The organism is Pantoea sp. Seng (assembly GCF_009829935.1).
Classification (GTDB): domain Bacteria; phylum Pseudomonadota; class Gammaproteobacteria; order Enterobacterales; family Enterobacteriaceae; genus Pantoea; species Pantoea communis.
In genome coordinates, this window is record NZ_SZZV01000027.1 from 1 (window position 1) to 21,012 (window position 21,012).

The window sequence follows — 21,012 nt, forward strand, 5'->3', positions numbered from 1 at the left end:
TGATTACATCGAAATGTTTTATAACAGTAAGCGTCGGCATGGTTCTAGCGATCAGATGTCACCGACAGAATATGAAACCCAGTATTATCAACGGCTCGGAAGTGTCTAGATTATCCGTGGCGATTCAGCCTGCTGCTTGAGTTAAGGCGTCGTCGAGAGAATGAGTCGCTGCGCAACCAACCTGTAAGCCAGCCTTACAAGTTGCCAGATGGGTGGAAGTTGGTACCAATTATACCTACGTATGAAATGATGGAGGCGTGGGAGAACGCAGGGCTTGAACTAGGTGAAGAGTGGCGTGCCATGGTTGATGCTGCACCTCTGCCATCCACCGACAGCACCACTTGAATGCTCACCTACCGATAGCCGCAACTATGCATTTCAATCCCGATGTTACTGGTCAATGGTGGTATAAATAATCCTCACCTATTTGAGGCATTGCCACATTGAGGAGTATCTATGAATATTACGGTATATTTTGAAGACACTGGTCATTCTCAGGACTATGAATTCGATTACGAGCCCACGCTCGGTGATGAAATGTTTTTAGTCGAAGATGGTGTCGCAACTAAGTACATGGTCACGCAGAGGAGTGGCGTTCAGGTAGGTAACTCTCCTTCTGAGCCCATTAGCATTAAAGTTAAGCGACCAGACTGAGTCTGCAATTTTCAGAAGGAAGATGGAAAGTGACTGTAAATGCCATAGTTGCCGTAGCCGAAACTGAACATCATTACCCTATGCGGTTTGATAGCGAGCCAAAGCCTGGTGACGTCATCGAGCTAACTGTTGGTGATGTAACGGGAGAATACGTCGTAGTTGACGTAGACCCAACCGGATTTAGCGATAGAGCGCCATACCTTTACGGCGTTTACGTTAAGCCAAAATAATGAAATCAATATCCATATAGAACCTCGCCCAAGCGGGGTTTTTTATTGCCTGTAATCTGGAGAAATACCATGTGCGATGAAGCAGATAACGCATCAGACCTCGAAATCCTCAACACAGAGATAGCGCTGGCTAATCGCCCGATACCAGCGCCGCGCTCACCAATTTGTTTGAACGCGGATTGCGGCGAGCCATCTCTTGAAGGAACAAGCTATTGCAGTAAGGAATGCTGCGAGGATCATGGCAAAGAGTTGTGGGCGAAGCTGCACAGAAAGGTGGCATGACGCCCGCCACCGAAAACGCGTTAAGGGCCGTAGCGCGTAAATGCAGAACGGAAATCCGCACCGCCATTGATGGCAGGCCTAAATCAGAACACGATCGCATCATTACCACCATTCTTGACCACCACGCCAAAACCATTGACTGCCTGCCACCCAATACATTCCGGCCAAAATCTTGGCTTGTGTATTTCGTGCGCCAGATTGAAAAGGAGATGTCGAAGTGAAAGAAATGCCATCACGTCAAATGGCTGTTGTCGGTACGCATAAAGATACCGGCGAGCAGGTGTATTTCCGTTCAGCATATTACGCGCCGGGCTTCCACCGTTCCGGCATAAAAGAAGCAATCAGTGGTCGGGCTAAATCGCATCGCGGTTATACGTGGCGATACGCGACAAAGAAAGAACGCGAACAGCACGCCAGCCACTAATTCCCCACCCCATTAACCTTTATCGCGCTCTGCGTGAGGAGTTGTTATGCGCATCATTGCATGTGCCGCTTTAGTGTTTCTGCTATCTGCCTGTACCGACCCGGAAGGAGCGGGAAAGGTGCTGGCTCAGAACGGATACAAGGACGTTAAGCAGACCGGTTACTCATGGTTTGGTTGCGGAAAGGAGGATTTCTATCGCACCGGATTCACCGCCACCACGCAGACCGGCGCGCAGGTTAACGGCGTAGTCTGCTCTTGCATTGGATGGGGCAAGGCTTACACCATCCGGTTCTTCGATTAATGACCACCACCTGCGACGAACCCATAACCCTCGGCGACCTGCTTCAGTGGGTTGCCCTGCTACTTGCAATCATCATCGCCTGGATATGGCCTGAACCTAAGTAATGTTGCCATATAGCCACATCCCACCCGATTAACCCTATTTGTTGTCATATACCAACATCCGGAGAGACCTATGGAACTGCGCGAGGATACACTCGTTGATCTGAAGTTCATCATGGCCGATACTGGTTTCGGCAAAACCTACATTTACGACCGCATCAAAGACGGCACTCTCTGCCAGCCCATCAAAATTGGCACGCGCTCTCGCTGGAAATATCGTGACCACCTTGAGTTCAAAAACAAGCTGATTTCCGGCTGCGGTGGGTAAATTGCTGGGTAAAAGAATAATCCAATCTGAAAAACTCTATATAGTGCAATCTCTTGCGGGTCGTGTTGGACGTCTGCAGGGGACACCATATCGCCGTTCGCTGCCCTCCTCATCCCCCTTTATATCAGGCAATCGCCGAATCATTTGCACGCAAAGATTTTCGATGAGTGGCGATGGGTTTAACTAAACCAAGACGGCTACGGGTCTTCATGAGAAATAGAAATTCGCTATCAACTTGTAGGCCGTAGTGCCAATAGCGATTAACGCTGGAACACCAAGTAAAACAGCCAACTTCGCTTCAGAGATCTTTTTATCAACTGCATCTGTCAAAGGCTTTTTAGCGAGTGATTCTTTGAGACCTTCTAGTTTTTCAAGCACGGCAGCCATGTTTCTATCGATTGATTTTACATCGGCCTTTAGCTCTTCAACGTCACGTCTAATATGACTGACGTCAGATTCAAGTTTTACAACGCGCACTTCAAGCATGTTTCCTCCAGCCTGGTAACTATAATTCTGATCATAAGCAATGCCATCCCCAGGCAGAAATCTACTCCTGGTAAACATGCGAATCTGAATGGACGTTGGATGTGACGAAGTGCAGCTTGCAGTGTTCATCATCCCCTCATATTGGCTTTAGGTCTAATCCCTCAAAACAGCCAGCGCGCTATACCCAAGCTGAGTCCAGCTGCGCTCATTATTCCACCCAGGATCCATTTGGTTTGTTTGGTCATCTCTATGTGAATTTTGGCGATCTCTACATGAGTTTTAGCGATTTCCTGATGTAAATCGGCTTTCGTTACGTAGTCAGACTTGATCACCGCCAGGTCGGTTTTCACCGTTTCCATATCGGTTTTCAACGTTTTAATATCTGCCTTCATTTCAAATACATCGGCTTCAAGCTTTGAAACGCGCATTTCCATCGTTACCACTCCGCATAAGCTAAACATGTAATTATCACATCAAAAACAACATGTTAATGGATGGCATTGTATCTAAGGCGAAGAAAAGTTCATCACAATTAGCATGAGAGTGAATGAATCTGAGACGTTTCTCGAAGGTAGAAACTGGCTGTTTCAGGTAATTACAGCGGAATCAAAGCTGGTGCGCGTTTTGGCGCCATGCGGAAGGGGTGACACCATGCAACTGGCGGAAACGGTTACTGAAGTGACTGGAAGAGTGGAAACCGCAACGCAGCGCGATCTCAGTTAACGGCAGAGCGCTGAACTTTAGCAGTTGCAGTGCGGTATCCATACGACGACGCATCACGAACTGATGTGGCGCTTCGCCCACGCTGCTGCGGAACATGCGCGCAAAGTGATACTCACTCAATGAAGCTTCCGCAGCTAATTGCGCCAGCGTCAACGGCTGATCCAACTGTGCATCAATAAAAGCCAACACGCGCCGCAATACCGCGGGGGCTAATCCGCCGCGCACCTGTGGCGCCTGCCACTGCACTTCACTGTAGCGCTGCAAAAGATGCGTCATTAACAACGTTGAGGCACTGCTCAGCATCAATTGATTGGCGGGTTGCTGCCAGTCAACGCTCAGCAGGAAATGGCGATAAAGTTGCGTGATGCGATCGTCGTCGGCAAAGATCTTTTCATGCAGGTTAAGTTGGGCGGGGCTGCGATCCCAAATCTGTTCGCCAAGATGACGCAAGTGCTCGTCAGTACAGTAGAGATGTACGAACGACAAATCGGCGCGTAAATCCCAGGTGGATTCAATACCAGAAGGCATCAGGCAGAAGCGATCCGGACCACCGCCGTTGCGCCAACCATGCTGAGTTTTATGCCAGGTGTCATAGCCATCAGCAGTATACAGGCTGAGCGTATGGTGATCGCTAAGATTAGTGACACGATCGCCACTATTAAACCAGGCCGCCAACTTGATGCCACCCGAAAGCTGCACGCTATCGCGCAATTGCGCTTTATGGCGCTGCAGCATCTCGAAGGTTTGATAATCGGGCATCAAAGGCATCCACTCACAAGTTAATAACGCACAGTTTACGGATCTCCACGGCCAGAAAACAGGCCAACGCGGGACATCCGTGTAAAAAGCGCAAGATTTTGCAATTCGCGCGCAACCGCGTGCAAGCAGATGGCCATCATGATCGTCACACTTCAGGCAATGATTTTGCTGGAGAGAATGCGATGAACATTATGTTGTACCTTGCGGTGGTGTTGATTTGGGGCACGACCTGGATTGCGATATTCCTGCAACAAGAAGCGGCTAACACGCCGGTTCTGGTAGCAGTATTCTGGCGCTTTTTGCTGGCCTCAATACTGATGCTGGTGATCCTGAAACTGATTAAACGTCTGCGCCCGCTGGATAAGCAGGATCACCTTTTCTGCTTAATGCAAGGCTGTTGCGTATTTGGCTTCAACTTCGTTTGTTTCTATCATGCGGCAGCGTGGATCAGCAGTGGCCTGGAATCGGTCATCTTCTCCATGGCCGTGCTGTATAACGCGCTCAACAGCTGGATCTTTTTCCGTCAGCGCCCACCGTTTCGCCTGTTGCCCGCGGCCGTGCTTGGTTTGGGGGGAATTGTTGCCTTGTTCTGGAATGACATTCAGGCAGCACACCCGGCTCCGCAACTGCTGTGGGGCGTTGGGCTGAGCGCGTTGGGCACGCTTGGATTCTCTTTGGGTAACATGATTTCGACTCGCCATCAGCGCCGTCAACGTGATGTGCTAACCACCAACAGCTATGCCATGTTATATGGTGCAATTGTTATGGCAATCATCGCACTATTGAATGGCGATTCATTAGCGCCTGCGCTGAATTTGCAGTGGCTTGGTTCGATGAGTTATCTGGCCATTTTTGGCTCTGTGCTGGGATTTGGCGCTTATTTCACGCTTGTCGGCCGTATCGGAGCCAGCCAGGCCGCCTACTGCACACTGCTTTTCCCATTGGTGGCACTGACGTTGTCGACCATTTATGAGGGATATCAGTGGCACAGCAATGCCATCGTGGGTCTGTCGATGATTCTGATGGGGAATATGGTGATGTTTGTGCGCTGGCCCACGGCACGCAAATTACGCCTGGCATGAATAGCGAGAGCGGGCATTGCGCCCGCTCTTTGGTCCTCTAGCGCCAGCCCTGAACGCCGATATTGAGCTGGTGAGGTTTATTGATGGCTTTTCTGGCAATCCAGTAAAGCAGAACGCGTTCATCATCTCTGTCGCGATCGGCCATAGCCAGTAATTTCAGCGACAGCGTGGATTTATTCACAGGCTGATGCTCATCGCTTAACTCGATCACCGCCTGACCGATGATGCAGCAAACTTCATCCTCGCTTGACGCGGATTCATATGCTCGGTCTGTCATATTTCCTCCTATTGAGTGAATCTTAAGCCTGGCAAAAAACTGTCATCTTGCAGCGAGATCGGTACGCTTATAACACCCGGTTACACATGCTTACCCATGGCAACCGCTACGCTTAAATTGACATCACTGTGACCCAATGCCATTCATACCCGTATTACTGCATTTCATTCCTTCATCCTGTCTCTTGATGCCCTGCTTCGCCCCACGCGCGCGTAAGCTGCCTATTATCGCTGCAGATTCCGCATTCCCTGAGGGGAGAGATAAAAATGAAAACAGAACTATCCGCGCAGTTGCAGCGCACCCGCATGCTTACCCTTATCGGCACCATCATCACTCAGTTTGCACTGGGTTCGGTTTACACCTGGAGCCTGTTTAACGGCCAGTTGGCGCATAAGCTTGATGCGCCAATCAGTCAGGTTGCCTTCTCGTTTGGTTTACTCAGCCTGGGCCTGGCGATTGCATCGTCACTGGCGGGAAAATTACAGGAGCGCTTTGGTGTGCGTAACGTCACCATCGGCGCCGGGATTTTAATGGCGATTGGCTTTTGGCTGACCGCTCATGCCGATAACCTGATGATGCTGTATCTCAGCGCCGGCATCCTGGTCGGTTTAGCGGATGGCGCAGGATACCTGATGACGCTGTCAAACTGCGTGAAGTGGTTCCCGGAGCGCAAAGGATTAATCTCCGCCTGCTCGATTGGTGCTTACGGTTTAGGTAGCCTCGGCTTCAAATTTATCTGTGGCGCGCTGCTCAGCACTTACGGTCTGGAGAACACCTTTATGATTTGGGGTGTGCTGGCGATGAGTATGATCATTGTGGGTGCGCTGATGATGCGTGATGCCCCTATCCAGCAAAGCAGCGGTAACGCGAAAGTGCTGGAAAAAGATTACACGCTGGCGCAATCCGTACGCTTGCCACAGTACTGGATGCTGGCACTGATGTTCCTCACTGCCTGCATGAGCGGACTGTATGTGATTGGCGTGGCGAAAGACATCGGCGAAGGGATGGTTCATTTGACCACGCAAACCGCTGCTAATGCCGTGACTGTCATCGCGATTGCTAACCTGAGTGGCCGTCTTATTCTCGGCGTACTCTCCGATAAAATGGCACGTATTCGCGTCATTTCACTGGCACAGATCGTTTCACTGGTGGGCATGAGCATTTTGTTGTTTACCCGGATGAATGAAACCACCTTCTTCCTGTCACTGGCCTGTGTTGCCTTTAGCTTTGGTGGCACCATCACTGTGTTCCCTTCCCTGGTCAGCGATTTCTTTGGTCTTAATAATCTGACGAAAAATTACGGGCTGATTTACCTGGGATTCGGTATCGGCAGCGTGATGGGTTCACTGGTGGCTTCTGTGTTTGGTGGTTTTACCGTGACCTTCAGCTTGATCATGACACTGCTGGTGATTTCACTGGTGTTGTCGCTCAGCATCCGTCTGCCAAATCGTCAAAACGTGACTGAACCTTTGCTGCATAATTAATCCCAATAGATGCCGCATCACTGTGCGGCATCTATTTTCTCCATCTTTTCTGCGTAATGTTTTAAGAGTTGAGAACGGCTGTTATTTAGGATTGCATTTCAGACTATTCGCGTTATTATCATCAGGCATTCGGTTTTATCTGATTGGTTTATTTCCCGCCTTGACGTTTTTAGCTTTAAATTGACATATCTGGCAATAGATCCAGAAATAACTCTACATTTACTGCATCTTCACTCCACTTTTCCCCGGTAATCTGGCTTCATTGGAAAAGAGGAGGACTCTCCATGAAAACACTTATTAAAGCTGCTTCGGTTGTTGCCATTATGACGATGTTGAGTGGTTGTATCGTTCATGACGGATATGGTCGCGGACCGGGCTGGGGCCACGGTGGCGGCTGGCATCATGACCATGGTTATCATGGTCGCCATTGGTAATTGGGCAAAGCACACACAGCACATAATAAAAAAAAAAAAAAGGGCGGGAATTTATCCCGCCCTTTCTTTTAGCTTTTTACCGCGTAATTACATTGATACCAGGCTTTCTTTAATCCGGGCAGATGGCTGTCCTGTGCCGGCAGCGATTCCACTTTATCAAATCCACGCTGGTTACAATAATTCGCCAGATCGACTTCCATCGCATCTTTATTCAACGTTTGCGGGTCATAACGATATTGCACGGTATTTGAGCTTTTATCTTCATCGACACGTTCAAATCCACCGGGTTTGCTGACACTACAACCGGCCAGCATAAAAAGCGCGAGTGCGCTAATAAGCATTTTTTTCATTAGGGTGTCCTCTTCCAGGCGAAGCAGTCTAAATGCCAATGCCGCACGCATCTATAGGAAACTGGCGCGAAATAGTCATTTTTAAAAAGTTTTTACCATTCAAATCAATAAAACCAAACGGTTTTTCATATCACTTAACCGATGCCATGATGCTTTCAGACAGCACGAAGTCTGCACCACACCAGGTGACACGAGAAAAAAAACGGAAAGTGACCTTTATGCCCGCGCTGAGCGGGCTTTTTTTTACGCGTAAACCTAACCGGTAAGGCTGACCATCTTACGCAAAAGGTTGGCGGACTGTTTGGCAGGCAATGCGAGAATGCCGCTGTAAAGATCAATCGACATGGCACACATGGCGCTGCGATCAACGGCAGTATCAGCAGGCATGTTGAGTTGCTGAAGTTTATCACCCCACTTGCCGTAAAGTTTCTCCACGACGCTCTGCAAATCACGTTGTGCGCCCTGCTGATCAATCGGTCGCTCTTCGCCTGTGCTGTTTTTCAGGAGCATATCTAAAGCCAGGGCATCTCGCTGGTACAGCGTCGGTGACAGCGCTTGTTGCAAATTGATGCCGCCATTTACCTGCGGGTAAAGGAAGCGGAAGCAGCGTTGTGGCTCCGGCTGCTGCAGTGCCTGCATCTCCTGCACTGACACACGCAAATAATTGAGCAGCGTCTCGTCATCTGCACGCGCCATACGCTGATTAACCAGATCCATCAGCCATCCACGTAACTCGCCCAGCGCCTGGTCAGCAGGCACGCCTTCCATACGCTTGTGCAGTAACTCGCGATTAAGCATTTGCCACAGCGCCGGCTCCTGTGTTTTGAGCTGACGATAGCCGGGTGCGAGGCTTAACTGATTTGCCACCTCGCTTTCCAGCGCCTGTCGCTCCTGACGTGGATGTAACCAGCTAAACCACAGCATGTTCGCCAGGATTAACGGCAGTAAAAACAGCACTAACCCCTGCCATAAGCGGAGTGCCGTGGTGCGGATCAGAACGATGATAATCACCGCCAGCAGCGCAAACGCCGCCAGCGTGATAGGTAAGAGGGAAAACATGGAGCGTGATTAATCCTTGCGAACGTCAATCAGAACCGGGCAGTTGGCGCGCTCAATCACAGCCGCACTCACCGAACCTTTAAGTAAGCGATTAAAAGGAGAAAGATGACGGCGACCGATGATGATCATGCTGGCCTTCAGTGCATTGGACTGCGCCACAATGGTTTCCGCGGCTTCACCGGCCAGAATCAAACCTTTGGCAGCCACACCGGCACGCAGTAGCGGGGCCAGCGCGTGACGCACCACCATTTCAGCGGTATTTTGTTCATCTTTTGCCGCGACGAAATCATCTGGATCTTCGCCCGCATCGATTTCGATCGGCTGATTGCAGGATGAATAAGCGGGATCAACACAGCACAACACCGTGACCTGAGCCTGTTGCGCCAGCGCTTGTTCAATGGTTAACGCGATGACTTTTTCTGCCACCGGTGAATTATCAATGGCCATCAGCAAGGTTTTCATCAGTTGGTTATCCTTCCACAGCGGTCATTTTGCCAATTTCGCGAATCAGCGCCTCTTTGCATTTCATGATTTCATCACGATAACGCGCTTCCTGTTTATGAAAACGCGCCGTCGGCACCAGCAGCGAAATGGAGAAGCGACCGAATAGCGTGTCAATCGCCACCGCCATGGTGGAAATTCCTTCCAGTGTTTCGCCACGATCAATGGCCAGACCGCTGTTACGCACCTCAGCAATCAGCTCCAGCAGTTGTGGCAAAGTTTTCACCGTCATTTCGGTCAACTCTTTATACGCTTCGCCGACCATCACGCGCACATCTTCATCACTTTCCAGTGCCAGCAGTGCACGACCGCCTGAAGTGCTGTAGAGCGGGAGATTCAAACCGATGCGTGGCACCACGCGCAATTCCCGGGATGCCACCACATAGTGAACAATCGCTAACTGCGTGCCACTGGCGCGTGCCAGCGAAACGGTTTCGTTGATGTCGGCTGAGAGTTGTTCCAGAAACGGACGGACGATTTCGACCACATCACTGTGCACGCTGGAGATCAGCTTGAGAAGTGCCGGTCCCAGACGAAGCCCGCCCGCCCCGCTGCTGCGCACCAGTTGCGCGCTATCCAGCGCGGCGATAATACGCTGTACCGTTGAACGTGGCAGATCAACCACCTGCGCAATTTCGCCCAGACTCATGCCGCCCGGATGTTCACCAAGCGCATTCAGAATTTTTGCCGCACGCGCGATGACCTGAATGCCACCCGCTTTTTCATCCTCACGGCTTGAGGGAAGTTCAACCATTGTGCGTTCCTTTTTGGCCTGCCCTACTTTAGCGCGAATGACCGCACATTTACACCCTGTATCACATTGCAATACATCATACCGAGATGTAAGATGCGACATGTATCACATCGCAATACACTGCATCAATAATAAAACGAGACACCTGTTATGAACGCCCAGCCTGTTGCGGCTCCGGCTCCCCATCCGTTTACCCTGCGCCTGGCGCTGGGATTGGTTGGCGTGCTGATTGCTGCGCTCACCTCCGGATTAAATGACCGCGTGACGGATATTGCGTTGGCGGATATCCGTGCCGCCATCGGCATTAGCTACGATCAAGGCAGCTGGATCATTTCCGCTTATCAGGCGGCAGAAGTGGCCGCGATGATGATCGCGCCGTGGTTTGCCGTGACCTTTTCCCTGCGTCGTTTTGCTCTGTCGGTTTCCGCTGGCTTTATGCTGTGCGGTTTGCTGCTGCCTTTAATGCCGAACGCCACGCTGTTTATTGCGCTGCGCCTGATTCAGGGTCTGTTTGGCGGTGCATTGCCACCGTTACTGATGACCGTGGCACTGCGTTTTCTGCCGCCGCCGATCAAACTTTATGGCCTTGGTGCCTACGCGCTAACCGCCACCTTTGGACCCAATCTCGCCGCCACGCTCGCCGCTTTCTGGACCGATGAAGTGAGCTGGATGTTCGTGTTTTGGCAAGTTATCCCGTCAATGCTGATCGCCATGCTGTTGATTGGCTGGGGCTTACCTCAAGACCCGCTGCGCTTCGAGCGTTTTAAGCAGATAGACCTGTTCGGCATGCTGACCGGTTGCTCAGGCATGGCGCTGCTGATTCTGGCGCTGACGCAAGGGGAACGCCTTGACTGGCTCAGTTCACCGCTGTTTGCGGCGCTATTATTGAGCGCGCTGGCATTGCTGACTGTGTTCTTTATTAATGAATGGTTTCACCCGTTGCCGCTGTTCAAATTGCAGATGCTGCGCCGTCACAATCTCGCACACGGTTTGCTGGCGCTGGCGGGCGTGTTGATTCTGTCGCTTTCCGGATCCGCGCTGCCCTCCGCCTATCTTGGCCAGGTAGAAGGTTTTCGCACACTGCAATTCGCGCCGCTGGCGTTAACCATCGGCTTGCCGCAATTACTGATCGCCCCACTGGTGGCAGCACTGCTCAATATCCGCTGGATTGATTGCCGCTGGATGCTGACTGCTGGCGTGACGCTGCTGGTGATCTCCTGCCTGATGGGCATGAACATCACCAGTGACTGGGCGCGACAGAATTTCTGGGTCATCCAAATTTTGCAGGCTTTCGGTCAACCGATGGTGATTCTGCCGGTGTTGATGAGCGCCACCAGCGTGGTTGCGCCACCGGAAGGCCCATTTGCCTCCGCGATGTTCAATACGGTGCGTGGTTTCTCCAGCATTGCCGCCAGCACCCTGGTGGAATGGTTTATCAGCCACCGGGAACAGTTTCACTCCAGCGTGCTGGTGGGCAATGCCGCCAGTCGCCCCTGGCTGATGACCGCGCCCAGCAGCGCCCAATCCAGCAGCAGCTTTCCTTTATTACCGGATGGCAGCGCCAGTAGCGCAGAGAACCTGAGCGGTTTCGCGACACTGCTGAAGCATCAGGCGATGGTGCTCAGCCTGAGTGACTGCTACCAAATGCTGATTGGTTTCGCCGCCCTGCTTTTACTACTGACTGCCTGGTTGCCAAAACGTGTCTGGCCGCCACAAACCCTGATTCAACCTGTTACGACGACGTCGAGATAACTGATATGCAAGCTTTTGCTTTGAAAAGAACGGTGCTGTTGAGTGCCCTATTAATCGTGTTGCTGGCCATGGCCTTTTTTGTCTGGTCATCAATGACCGGCAACGATCATCGCACTGATGATGCCTATGTAAATGCGGATTACACCCTGGTGGCACCGAAAGTGTCCGGCTATATCGCCAGTGTGAAGGTGCAGGATAACCAGCGAGTAAAAGCGGGCGAACTGCTGGCCACGCTTGACGATCGCGATTACCGCGTGGCGCTGGAAACGGCGCAGGCGAATTTGCAGGTCAGCGATGCCAAACGCCTGAGCAGCCAGGCTCAACTGGAGCAGCAGCAATCAACCATTGATGAAGCCAAAGCGACCCTGGCGGCGAGCCAGGCGTCTGCGCAATACGCAGGACAGAGTGCGGCGCGTTATAACCAGCTGTATAAAAGCGGCACCATTGCCGCAGATGAGCAGCAGAAAGCCAGTTCAACCCAACGTTCAGCGTCTGCTGCTGTGCGCCAGAGTGAAGCTGCACTGGCTGCATCGATGAAACAGGTTGGTGTGTTACAAGCGGCCGTGCGTCAGGCAGAGGCCGATGTGACAGCAGCGCAGGCCAGCGTGGATCAGGCGAAGTTGAATCTCTCTTATACGCGGATTGTGGCACCGGTAGACGGTATGGTGGGGCAGCGTTCGGTGCGATTGGGCGCTTACGTTAGCGCCGGAACGCGTTTGCTGGCGGTGGTGCCCTTGCAGCAAACCTATATCACCGCCAACTATCTCGAAACTCAGCTGGCCGATGTGCAGCCGGGACAGAGAGCGGTGGTGAGAGTCGATGCGCTGCCTGGCAAGATCTTTACCGGTCATGTTGACAGCATTGCACCGGCGACGGGCGCGACCTTCTCCGCCATTTCACCGGACAATGCCACCGGTAATTACACCAAGGTGGTGCAGCGTTTACCGGTGAAAATTGTGCTGGATGCCAACCAACCCGATTTGGCGCAACTGCGTGTGGGCATGTCCGCGATACCGGAAATTGACGCCCGATGAAAATGTGAGCAATCTCTCAGAACTGGCCTATTTATTTTCGGATCGATTGCGCGTAAATTAGCGCTCGATCCTGTTCTGAGTTCGCTTGGAACCACCTGAGAAGAAAGCGTGCAGCGGTTATGAACTTCACCTTTCTCTTATTCTGTTCGGGTTACGCTGGAGTGGGATCACCAGCATGGTAACCGCTCAGAGGAGTCGTTTTGTGAGATATGCTTTGATGGGAGTTTCTTTCTTCCTGTTAATCTGGGTAGGCACTTTCGTGCTGATGCTCAAATAAATCCTGCCAGGCGGGGCGACCAAAGTCGCCCTTCTTAGTTTTACTCTTCTTCTTCCAGCGCTTTTACCGTTCCCGGCAATATACCATCCGCACGGAACATGGCTTTGATGCCACGTACCGCCTGACGAATACGATCGCTGTTTTCAATCAGAGCAAATCGCACATGGGTATCACCGTAGTCACCAAAGCCGATGCCCGGTGAGACGCACACTTTGGCTTCCTGCAGCAGCAGTTTGGCAAACTCCAGCGAACCGAGATGCGCATAGTGATCGGGAATTTTCGCCCAGACGTACATTGAGGCTTTTGGCAGATCGACCATCCAGCCCGCTTCATGCAGCCCTTTCACCAGCACATCGCGACGGCGTTTATACTGCTCGGCGATATCACGCACGCATTGCTGATCACCTTCGAGTGCGGCAATCGCCGCGACCTGCAGCGGGGTGAAGGTGCCGTAATCGTGGTAGCTTTTGATACGCGCCAGCGCGGATACCAATTCTTTGTTACCCACCATAAAGCCGATACGCCAGCCTGCCATGTTGTAGCTTTTCGACAGCGTAAAGAACTCCACCGCTACGTCGCGCGCCCCCGGCACCTGCATGATCGACGGCGCTTTCCAGCCATCATAGGTGATGTCAGCGTAAGCGAGGTCGTGGATCACCAGCACGTTGTACTGTTTCGCCAGCGCAATCACCCGTTCGAAAAAGTCGAGTTCAACACACTGTGAAGTGGGATTGGATGGGAAGCCGAGGATCATCATCTTCGGTTTCGGATAACTTTCGCGGATGGCGCGTTCAAGCTCGTTGAAGAAGTCAACGCCTGCCACCAAGGGTACGGAACGCACTTGCGCTCCGGCGATCACCGCGCCGTAGATGTGAATCGGGTAGCTCGGATTGGGCACCAGGACGGTGTCGCCATGGTCGAGCGTCGCCAGCATCAGGTGCGCCAGCCCTTCTTTGGAACCGATGGTGACAATGGCTTCTGATTCGGGATCGATCTCCACCTGATAGCGATCTGCGTACCAGCGCGAGATGGCGCGACGCAGGCGAGGAATGCCTTTCGAGGTGGAGTAACCGTGCGTATCTTCGCGTTGCGCTACCTGACAGAGTTTTTCCACGATGTGTGGCGGCGTGGGTCCATCCGGATTCCCCATTGAGAAATCGATGATGTCTTCGCCGCGCCGACGCGCAGCCATCTTCAATTCAGCGGTGATGTTGAATACATACGGGGGAAGGCGTTCAATACGCGAGAAACGACGGGGTGTGCTGTTATCAGCCATGATGTCCTCTGGTTTACGTAGGCGCCCGGACCGTCCGAGCGACGCTGGTCACTGCGGTGACCGAGGTAAGAACATAACGCGCTGATAACAGAATTGTCGAGAGCAACAGAATATTTTTTTAATGTTGCGGATTCAGGCGACCCAGCACCCAATCGTTTACCCATTGGTCGTTTAGCAGATAATTATCCCGTAGAGTGCCCTCAAGTGTGAAACCATTCTTTTCCAGAATGCGTCGGGACGGCCAATTCCCCTCTATGACCAGCGCTTTGAGTTTATGAAATTCTGCCTGTAGCAAGAAGTCGCACAGTGCCTTGAGCGCTTCACTGCCATAGCCGTTTCCGGTGAAGCGATGGCAGAGCATGTAGCCGACCTCAGCTTGCCGATAAGGCTGCCATTCGGCACTGCATCCAAACAGGCCGATAGGTTCATTGGTTTCGCGCAGGCGTGCCACCAGGCACAGCATGTGGAAGCTGGTGACTTGCCAGGGCGCGAGGCGTTCGGTGAAGCGCTGGCGTATGTCGTTTTCGTCAGGGATTTCACTGACCCAAGTCATGGTGCCGGGATCTTCGTGTACGGCTTTGAAGATTTGCCAGTCTTCGGGTTGTAAGCGTGTCAGGGACAAGCGTGGGGTAAGAAGTTGCATTGCTGCGCTCCGCGAAATAACTCATGGCAACATAGCAAACCGCGTGATTTACAACCAGCGTTCTGCGTAGGGATTACTAATCCTCTTTTTGTTACTCAAGTTTTCCTCTTTTTGGGGAGTGTTGGGGATTTTGGGAGTTGGGAGTTGAGTTGATAGTCGCTGTTGGTTGGGTGCCAGGGCCAGAACGGGCCAGCCCTATCGCAAAGACAACACGCATCCCTGCAGATCGGCTGGGCCATCCGTGGCCCAGACGCTTTGCTCTTCGGGCTGGCCCGTTCTGGCCTTGAGCTGAATGCGTTGCTGTTTTAAAACACCAGTGAGAATTTGGCCGGAAAATTGATCTAAACCATGAGAAGCGTTTTGCGGGTGTCGCGGCGCTGGCAGATCTTGATCACATTTTTTATCATAACCTCACCCTGGTTCACTCCGAGAGATGCCCTTGCCTTCCCACTTCGACATGCTGCTGGCGGTATTTGACCGCGCTGCGCTGATGCTGATTTGTCTGTTCTTCCTTACCCGCACGCGGGTATTCCGTCAGCTGCTGCAAAAAGATGAGCATTCGATCAAAGAGAAAGTGGTGGTGACGGCGATATTCTCGCTGTTTGCGCTGTTCAGTACCTGGTCGGGCATTAACGTCGATGGTTCGCTGCTGAACGTGCGTGTGATTGCGGTGATGTCCGGCGGCATTCTGTTTGGCCCTTGGGTTGGTATCGCTACCGGGGTGATCGCGGGCATCCATCGTTATCTGATCGATATGGATGGCGTCACGGCTGTGCCTTGCCTGATTACCAGCATCGTTGCCGGTATCGCTTCTGGGTTTATCAATCGTCGCGTGAGCAAAGAGCAGCGCTGGCGCGCCGGTATTCTTGGCGGCATGCTGTGCGAAACCCTCACCATGTTGCTGATAGTGCTGTGGGCTCGACCGATGGCGCTGGGCTTTTCGATTGTTTCTGAGATCGCTTTACCGATGATTCTCGGCGCATCGAGCATTGGCTTGATTGTACTGTTAGTGCAGAGCGTGGAAGGAGAAAAAGAGGCGATCGCGGCGCGTCAGGCCAAGCTGGCACTGGAAATTGCCAATAAGACGTTGCCGCTGTTTCGTCAGGTGAATAGCCAGTCGTTGCGTCAGGTGTGCGATATCATTCGCAGCGATATTCATGCCGATGCCGTGGCCATCACCAATACTCAGCAGATTCTCGCTTATGTCGGCTACGGTGAGCATAACTATCACAACGGGGATGATGGCATCAGCCCTACCACGGCGCAGTCGATTGCGAGCGGCAAAATCATCATCAAGAATAATGATGAGGCGCATCGCACCAAAGATATTCACTCGATGCTGGTTATTCCCCTTTGGGAAAAAGGGGAAGTCACAGGCACGTTAAAAATCTATTATCGTCGAGCGCATCGCATTACCGGATCGCTAAAAGAGATGGCCATTGGTTTGTCGCAAATTATCTCCACCCAGCTGGAGGTATCGCGCGCGGAGCAGTTACGTGAGATGGCAAATAAAGCGGAACTGCGTGCGTTGCAGAGTAAAATTAACCCGCACTTCCTGTTTAATGCGCTGAATGCTATCTCCTCTTCCATTCGTCTCAATCCAGATACGGCACGTCAGCTGGTGATCAATCTTTCGCGCTATTTACGCTACAACCTTGAGCTGAACGATGACGAGCTGATCGATATTAAAAAAGAGCTGTGGCAGGTGAAGGATTACATCGCGATTGAACAGGCGCGCTTTGGCGATAAGCTGTCGATGATTTATGACATTGATGAAGATCTCCACTTCACGCTGCCCAGTTTGCTGATTCAGCCTCTGGTGGAAAATGCCATTGTGCACGGTATTCAGCCCTGCCGTGGCAAAGGGGTGGTGACCTTGAGTGTGAAAGACCTCGGTGATTATGTGCGCGTTGCGGTGCGCGATACGGGCGCGGGTATCAGTGAAGAGGTCATTGGCCGGGTGGCACGCGATGAGATGCCGGGTAACAAAATCGGGCTGCTTAATGTGCATCATCGGGTGAAACTGCTTTCCGGTCAGGGTCTGAGCATCACGCGTCATCATCCGGGAACGGAAATCGCCTTCACTCTGAGCAAAAACGGTCAGCGTCTGGCTGCACCGTTGAGCCATATCACGGAACCCAGCGCGTGAAAGCCATTATCGTCGAAGACGAGTTTCTTGCTCAGCAAGAGTTGAGCTGGATGATCCAGCAGCACAGTCAGATCACTATCGAAGCCTGTTTTGATGATGGGCTGGAAGTGCTGAAGTATCTGCAAAACCATCGCGTCGATGTCATTTTCCTCGACATCAACATTCCTTCACTGGATGGCATGCTGCTGGCCCAAAACATTAACCAATTTGCGCATAAGCCGTTGATAGTGTTTATCACCGCATGGAAAGAGCATGCGGTGGATGCGTTTGAACTGGATGCGTTTGACTACATCCTTAAGCCCTATCATGAGTCGCGTATTATCACCATGCTGAACAAGCTGGAGGCCAGTGCACAGCAGCACCTCGCACAGCCATCCACTCAGCAAAGCGCGCCGCAAACCGTTAATCTGGTGAAAGATGAGCGCATTATCGTGACAGATATCAACGATATCTATTATGTTGAAGCGCACGAAAAACTGACGTTTGTTTATACCCGCCGCGAAGCGTATGTGATGTCGATGGCGATCAGTGAATTTTGCAGTCGCCTGCCGGAACCGCTCTTTTTCCGCTGTCATCGATCGTACTGCGTCAATCTCAGTAAAATTCGTGAGATTGAGCCGTGGTTTAACAATACCTATCTGGTGAAGTTGCGTGATTTGGATGCGCAGGTGCCGGTGAGCCGTAGCAAGGTGAAGGCGTTTCGCCAGTTGATGAGGTTGTAAAGCGAGCAGCAGGACGCTGCTCGCCGGAACAGATTACAGCACGCGACCCAGCGTTTGGCGCAAATGTGCACCCGCGCCCAGCAGGCCTGGCTGATCGTGGGTGATCATATACACCGGGATATCGACCAGATAATCACGGAAGCGGCCTTTGTCTTCAAACGCGGCGCGGAAGCCGGAGGCTTTGAAGAAATCGAGGAAGCGCGGCACAATTCCCCCCGCAATGTACACGCCACCAAAGGTGCCGAGATTGAGTGCCAGGTTGCCACCGAAACGCCCCATGATCACGCAAAACAGCGACAGCGCGCGACGACAATCGATGCAGCTATCTTTTAATGCACGCTCGGTGACATCTTTCGGCTTGAGGTTTTCAGGCTCACGGCTGTCAGATTTGACGATGGCGCGATAGAGATTCACCAGACCGGATCCTGACAGCACGCGCTCCGCCGACACGTGACCCAGTTCCGCACGCAGCACTTCGAGAATTTCACCCTCTTCTTCGCTGTTCGGGGCGAAGTCAACGTGACCGCCCTCGCCCGGCAGGCTGATCCAGCGCTTATCCACGTGCACCAGATGGCTCACGCCTAATCCGGTGCCGGCACCGTAAATGGCAATCGGTTTGCCTTCTACCGGCGCTTTGCCACCAAACTGAATCACTTGATCTTCGGCCAGCATCGGGATAGCCATCGACACGGCAGTGAAATCATTGATGATTTCCAGGCTGTCGAATGCCAGGTGCTCTTTCATCTCACGAGTTGAGAATGCCCAATCGTGATTGGTCATCTCGACCCAATCCCCGGTGATTGGACAGGCAATCGCGATGCAGGCGTGTTTAATGTCCTGTTTTTGCTCATCGAGATAAGCACGAATCACCGCTTCGAGATTGTCGTAGTCTGATGTTGAGAATGTTTTGGCCTGGGAGATGGCGCCGGTCTCCACCTCACACAGGGCGAGACGGGCGTTGGTGCCGCCCACATCGCCGACCAGGGCGTATTTTGTCATTCTTCTGCTGCTCCGCTTGGGTCATAAACAATTGCAGGACACTATATAAGAGCCTGCCAATAAAACAATAACGCCCACCAGCACGATGGGCGTAAACATTTCTGGTGCGTGCCACAGCCTGACAATCAGCGGCTTCACTGTATAGAGGCAACTTTCCGAAACTGCGGGCTTATCACGTCAGGCGTTATCGACGCAGCCTCACAGGAAACGGACGATGCGGAGAAACCGAAGCGTAACGAGTGTACGTGAGGATTTCAGGCACCGCCTGGTCTAAAACGACAAAGCCTAAGCCGGATAGTGGCTAGCCGCCGTTACGCTGGTGCAGAGCTGCAGTGACTTTACGCAACAGCGGCGGCAGATCTTGTTTTTCCATCACCACTTCCACCAGCGTCAGGCGACGCTGACGCATTAATTGCTCCATTACCGCCGTTAACTGCACCGTTTTGCTCACTCGCCAGCTTTGTGCCGCACACTCTACGCTCATGGCATGTGGCAGCGCAGTCCAGTTCCATTGTGCGATGTCGTTGTAACGCTGTTCAGCGCCGTGAATCGCCCGCTCAACCGTGTAACCGTCGTTATTGATCAGGAAAATAATCGGCTGTTGCCCGTCACGCTGCATGGAACCCAGCTCCTGGATCGTCAGCTGCGCTGAACCGTCACCGATAATCAAAATGACGCGTCGGTCAGGTTGTGCCGTTTGTGCACCAAAGGTCGCCGGTAGAGTATAGCCAATCGAGCCCCATAGCGGTTGCACCAGCAATTCTGCGCCCGGTGGTAAACGCAGCGCGGCGGCACCAAAGGCGGCCGTGCCCTGATCGGCCAGGATGATATCACCCGGCAGCAGGAAGCGCTGCATCGCCTGCCAGAATGCGCGCTGACTGATTACCGCATCATCGTTTTGCTCAATTTCTTCGCAAGATGCAGTGTCGGCCAGTGCCCAATGTACGCAGTGGCGTTGATAAACGGGCAATAATGCGGCGAGGGCTTGCGCCATGCTAAGCGGCGCAAAGCATTCTCCGCCCACCGTGGCGTGAAACGGTTGCAGGTCGATAACGCGCTCTGCGGGTAACTGCTGGGTGAAACCGGCGGTCAGGGTATCGGTAAACCGCACGCCGACGCACAGCGTAACATCCGTCTCTTCAATGGCCCGGCGCACCGCATCGCTGCTGCCTTCGGCAGCGTAGGTACCCACATAGCCGGGCTGCTGTTCATCGAGCACGCCTTTGCCCATCAGTAATGTAGCGGCGGGAATGGCGCGTAGTTGGCGGAGTGCAAACAGCGGCGATTGCAATTGCCAACGCGAAGCGAGGAAATCGGCCAGTAACGCCACGCGCTGTGCAGGAGCCAGTAAGCGTTCAGCGGCGGCAGTAAAAGCTGTCGCAACGGCGGTCTCCTGATGGACAGGCGCAACGGGCTGAGCATCAGGCACCGTAATCTCCGTCGCCGCGACATCCACCGCCAGCAGCAGATAGCCGGGCCGGTGCTGGTTAAGCGCTTCCGATATCACACGGTCAATTTCTTCAACCGCATTATCCGCAGTCAGCACCGCGCTGGCGGTACTTACCTCTTGTGCCATGCGCAGGAAATGATGGAAGTCGCCGTCCCCCAGTGAATGATGTACACAGTCACCTTGCTGCTGCGCACGACTGGCTGGGGCGCCAACAATATGAATAACCGGGACATATTCGGCATAGCTGCCCGCAATCCCATTAATCGCACTCAGTTCACCCACGCCAAACGTGGTGAGCAGTGCAGCAGCACCGTTGCAACGACCGTAGCCATCCGCCGCGTAGGCGGCATTGAGTTCATTGGCGCAACCGACCCAGGCAATCTCAGGATGAGCGATAACGCTGTCGAGAAATTGCAGATTGTAATCACCCGGCACACCGAACAGATGACGGATGCCAGCTTGCTGTAAACGGTGCAGTAAATAGTCGCCAACGTTGAGGGTTTTCATCGACAGCTCCTTCTTAAGGGGATGATCGAAGTAT

Annotated in this window: 26 protein-coding genes; 14 read left to right on the plus strand and 12 right to left on the minus strand. The window is 52.6% G+C overall.

The annotated features are described in order from the left end of the window. From FD737_RS21505 to FD737_RS21530, 6 genes are all read left to right on the plus strand, one after another. Positions 1 to 109, plus strand: a 109-nt coding sequence (locus FD737_RS21505) for an IS3 family transposase (RefSeq protein ID WP_160832988.1), incomplete at its 5' end; no start/stop codon positions are given. Between the two features lie 347 nt (positions 110 to 456). Continuing rightward, the gene (locus FD737_RS21510; RefSeq protein ID WP_160834557.1) at positions 457 to 654 is read left to right on the plus strand and encodes a hypothetical protein; all 198 of its coding nucleotides are present in this window, start codon (positions 457 to 459) and stop codon (positions 652 to 654) included. Positions 655 to 1,162: 508 nt separating this feature from the next. After that, on the plus strand, positions 1,163 to 1,387 hold the full coding sequence (locus FD737_RS21515) for a hypothetical protein (RefSeq protein ID WP_160834558.1): 225 nt from the start codon (positions 1,163 to 1,165) through the stop codon (positions 1,385 to 1,387). Beyond that, a complete protein-coding gene (locus FD737_RS21520; RefSeq protein WP_160834559.1) occupies positions 1,384 to 1,590 on the plus strand; it encodes a hypothetical protein in 207 nt (68 codons plus the stop codon). Before FD737_RS21515 ends, FD737_RS21520 begins: the two co-directional genes overlap by 4 nt. 46 nt (positions 1,591 to 1,636) lie before the next feature. Then, positions 1,637 to 1,891, plus strand: a complete 255-nt coding sequence (locus FD737_RS21525; protein ID WP_160834560.1) for a hypothetical protein — start codon at positions 1,637 to 1,639, stop codon at positions 1,889 to 1,891. 174 nt (positions 1,892 to 2,065) lie between these two features. Next, positions 2,066 to 2,260, plus strand: a complete 195-nt coding sequence (locus FD737_RS21530; RefSeq protein WP_160834561.1) for an AlpA family transcriptional regulator — start codon at positions 2,066 to 2,068, stop codon at positions 2,258 to 2,260. 207 nt (positions 2,261 to 2,467) lie between these two features. Here the strand turns inward: FD737_RS21530 and FD737_RS21535 are convergent, their stop codons facing one another. The 3 genes from FD737_RS21535 to FD737_RS21545 all read right to left on the minus strand — a co-directional run bounded on the left by FD737_RS21535 (position 2,468) and on the right by FD737_RS21545 (position 4,228). Further along, positions 2,468 to 2,746, minus strand: a complete 279-nt coding sequence (locus FD737_RS21535; RefSeq protein ID WP_160834562.1) for a hypothetical protein — start codon at positions 2,744 to 2,746, stop codon at positions 2,468 to 2,470. Positions 2,747 to 2,907: 161 nt separating this feature from the next. Next, the gene (locus FD737_RS21540; protein ID WP_160834563.1) at positions 2,908 to 3,180 is read right to left on the minus strand and encodes a hypothetical protein; all 273 of its coding nucleotides are present in this window, start codon (positions 3,178 to 3,180) and stop codon (positions 2,908 to 2,910) included. A gap of 172 nt (positions 3,181 to 3,352) precedes the next feature. Then, the gene (locus tag FD737_RS21545; protein ID WP_160834564.1) at positions 3,353 to 4,228 is read right to left on the minus strand and encodes a helix-turn-helix domain-containing protein; all 876 of its coding nucleotides are present in this window, start codon (positions 4,226 to 4,228) and stop codon (positions 3,353 to 3,355) included. Between the two features lie 182 nt (positions 4,229 to 4,410). Here FD737_RS21545 and FD737_RS21550 point away from each other — a divergent pair, with 182 nt between their 5' ends. Next, positions 4,411 to 5,310, plus strand: coding sequence for a DMT family transporter (locus FD737_RS21550; RefSeq protein ID WP_097117238.1), 900 nt, complete (start codon positions 4,411 to 4,413; stop codon positions 5,308 to 5,310). A 37-nt stretch (positions 5,311 to 5,347) separates the two neighbouring features. On the opposite strand, the gene FD737_RS21555 is transcribed toward FD737_RS21550, so the two are convergent. After that, complete coding sequence (locus tag FD737_RS21555) at positions 5,348 to 5,587, minus strand: hypothetical protein (RefSeq protein WP_034825199.1); 240 nt, start codon at positions 5,585 to 5,587, stop codon at positions 5,348 to 5,350. Positions 5,588 to 5,853: 266 nt separating this feature from the next. Between FD737_RS21555 and FD737_RS21560 the strand changes: the two genes are divergently transcribed. Both FD737_RS21560 and FD737_RS23780 read left to right on the plus strand, forming a co-directional pair. Next, on the plus strand, positions 5,854 to 7,071 hold the full coding sequence (locus tag FD737_RS21560; protein WP_034825201.1) for an MFS transporter: 1,218 nt from the start codon (positions 5,854 to 5,856) through the stop codon (positions 7,069 to 7,071). A gap of 284 nt (positions 7,072 to 7,355) precedes the next feature. Then, positions 7,356 to 7,505 carry a hypothetical protein gene (locus FD737_RS23780; RefSeq protein ID WP_166934934.1) on the plus strand — a complete coding sequence of 50 codons (150 nt, stop codon included), beginning with the start codon at positions 7,356 to 7,358 and terminating at the stop codon, positions 7,503 to 7,505. A gap of 68 nt (positions 7,506 to 7,573) precedes the next feature. Here the strand turns inward: FD737_RS23780 and FD737_RS21565 are convergent, their stop codons facing one another. The 4 genes from FD737_RS21565 to FD737_RS21580 all read right to left on the minus strand — a co-directional run bounded on the left by FD737_RS21565 (position 7,574) and on the right by FD737_RS21580 (position 10,169). After that, positions 7,574 to 7,855, minus strand: coding sequence for a lipoprotein (locus tag FD737_RS21565; protein WP_038645632.1), 282 nt, complete (start codon positions 7,853 to 7,855; stop codon positions 7,574 to 7,576). Between the two features lie 255 nt (positions 7,856 to 8,110). Then, positions 8,111 to 8,914 (minus strand): hypothetical protein, encoded by an 804-nt coding sequence (locus FD737_RS21570; protein WP_058959045.1) that lies wholly within the window; start codon positions 8,912 to 8,914, stop codon positions 8,111 to 8,113. 9 nt (positions 8,915 to 8,923) lie between these two features. Next, positions 8,924 to 9,376 (minus strand): universal stress protein, encoded by a 453-nt coding sequence (locus FD737_RS21575; RefSeq protein ID WP_034825207.1) that lies wholly within the window; start codon positions 9,374 to 9,376, stop codon positions 8,924 to 8,926. Positions 9,377 to 9,383: 7 nt separating this feature from the next. Continuing rightward, entirely contained in the window at positions 9,384 to 10,169 is a 786-nt protein-coding gene (locus tag FD737_RS21580) for an IclR family transcriptional regulator (RefSeq protein WP_034825209.1), read from the minus strand. Positions 10,170 to 10,319: 150 nt separating this feature from the next. Here FD737_RS21580 and FD737_RS21585 point away from each other — a divergent pair, with 150 nt between their 5' ends. The 3 genes from FD737_RS21585 (at position 10,320) to ypdK (ending at position 13,232) form a co-directional block, all read left to right on the plus strand. Next, on the plus strand, positions 10,320 to 11,921 hold the full coding sequence (locus FD737_RS21585; RefSeq protein ID WP_160834565.1) for an MFS transporter: 1,602 nt from the start codon (positions 10,320 to 10,322) through the stop codon (positions 11,919 to 11,921). A gap of 5 nt (positions 11,922 to 11,926) precedes the next feature. Continuing rightward, positions 11,927 to 12,955, plus strand: a complete 1,029-nt coding sequence (locus FD737_RS21590; protein WP_160834566.1) for an HlyD family secretion protein — start codon at positions 11,927 to 11,929, stop codon at positions 12,953 to 12,955. A gap of 202 nt (positions 12,956 to 13,157) precedes the next feature. Next, positions 13,158 to 13,232: a membrane protein YpdK gene (gene ypdK, locus FD737_RS24215; protein ID WP_100701370.1), complete on the plus strand. Its 75-nt coding sequence runs from the start codon at positions 13,158 to 13,160 to the stop codon at positions 13,230 to 13,232. Between the two features lie 40 nt (positions 13,233 to 13,272). On the opposite strand, the gene alaC is transcribed toward ypdK, so the two are convergent. Both alaC and FD737_RS21605 read right to left on the minus strand, forming a co-directional pair. Next, positions 13,273 to 14,508 (minus strand): alanine transaminase, encoded by a 1,236-nt coding sequence (gene alaC, locus FD737_RS21600; RefSeq protein WP_038645618.1) that lies wholly within the window; start codon positions 14,506 to 14,508, stop codon positions 13,273 to 13,275. A 118-nt stretch (positions 14,509 to 14,626) separates the two neighbouring features. Beyond that, positions 14,627 to 15,151: a GNAT family N-acetyltransferase gene (locus FD737_RS21605; protein WP_097116537.1), complete on the minus strand. Its 525-nt coding sequence runs from the start codon at positions 15,149 to 15,151 to the stop codon at positions 14,627 to 14,629. A 457-nt stretch (positions 15,152 to 15,608) separates the two neighbouring features. Here FD737_RS21605 and FD737_RS21610 point away from each other — a divergent pair, with 457 nt between their 5' ends. Both FD737_RS21610 and FD737_RS21615 read left to right on the plus strand, forming a co-directional pair. Next, on the plus strand, positions 15,609 to 17,300 hold the full coding sequence (locus FD737_RS21610) for a sensor histidine kinase (protein WP_097116536.1): 1,692 nt from the start codon (positions 15,609 to 15,611) through the stop codon (positions 17,298 to 17,300). After that, positions 17,297 to 18,022: a LytTR family DNA-binding domain-containing protein gene (locus FD737_RS21615; RefSeq protein WP_097116535.1), complete on the plus strand. Its 726-nt coding sequence runs from the start codon at positions 17,297 to 17,299 to the stop codon at positions 18,020 to 18,022. The genes FD737_RS21610 and FD737_RS21615 overlap by 4 nt, the downstream gene beginning before the upstream one ends. Positions 18,023 to 18,055: 33 nt before the next feature. Here FD737_RS21615 and glk read toward each other — a convergent pair whose 3' ends face one another. After that, a complete protein-coding gene (gene glk / locus FD737_RS21620; RefSeq protein WP_097116534.1) occupies positions 18,056 to 19,021 on the minus strand; it encodes a glucokinase in 966 nt (321 codons plus the stop codon). A gap of 301 nt (positions 19,022 to 19,322) precedes the next feature. Continuing rightward, a complete protein-coding gene (locus FD737_RS21625) occupies positions 19,323 to 20,978 on the minus strand; it encodes an alpha-keto acid decarboxylase family protein (protein ID WP_097116533.1) in 1,656 nt (551 codons plus the stop codon). Positions 20,979 to 21,012: the final 34 nt, after the last annotated feature.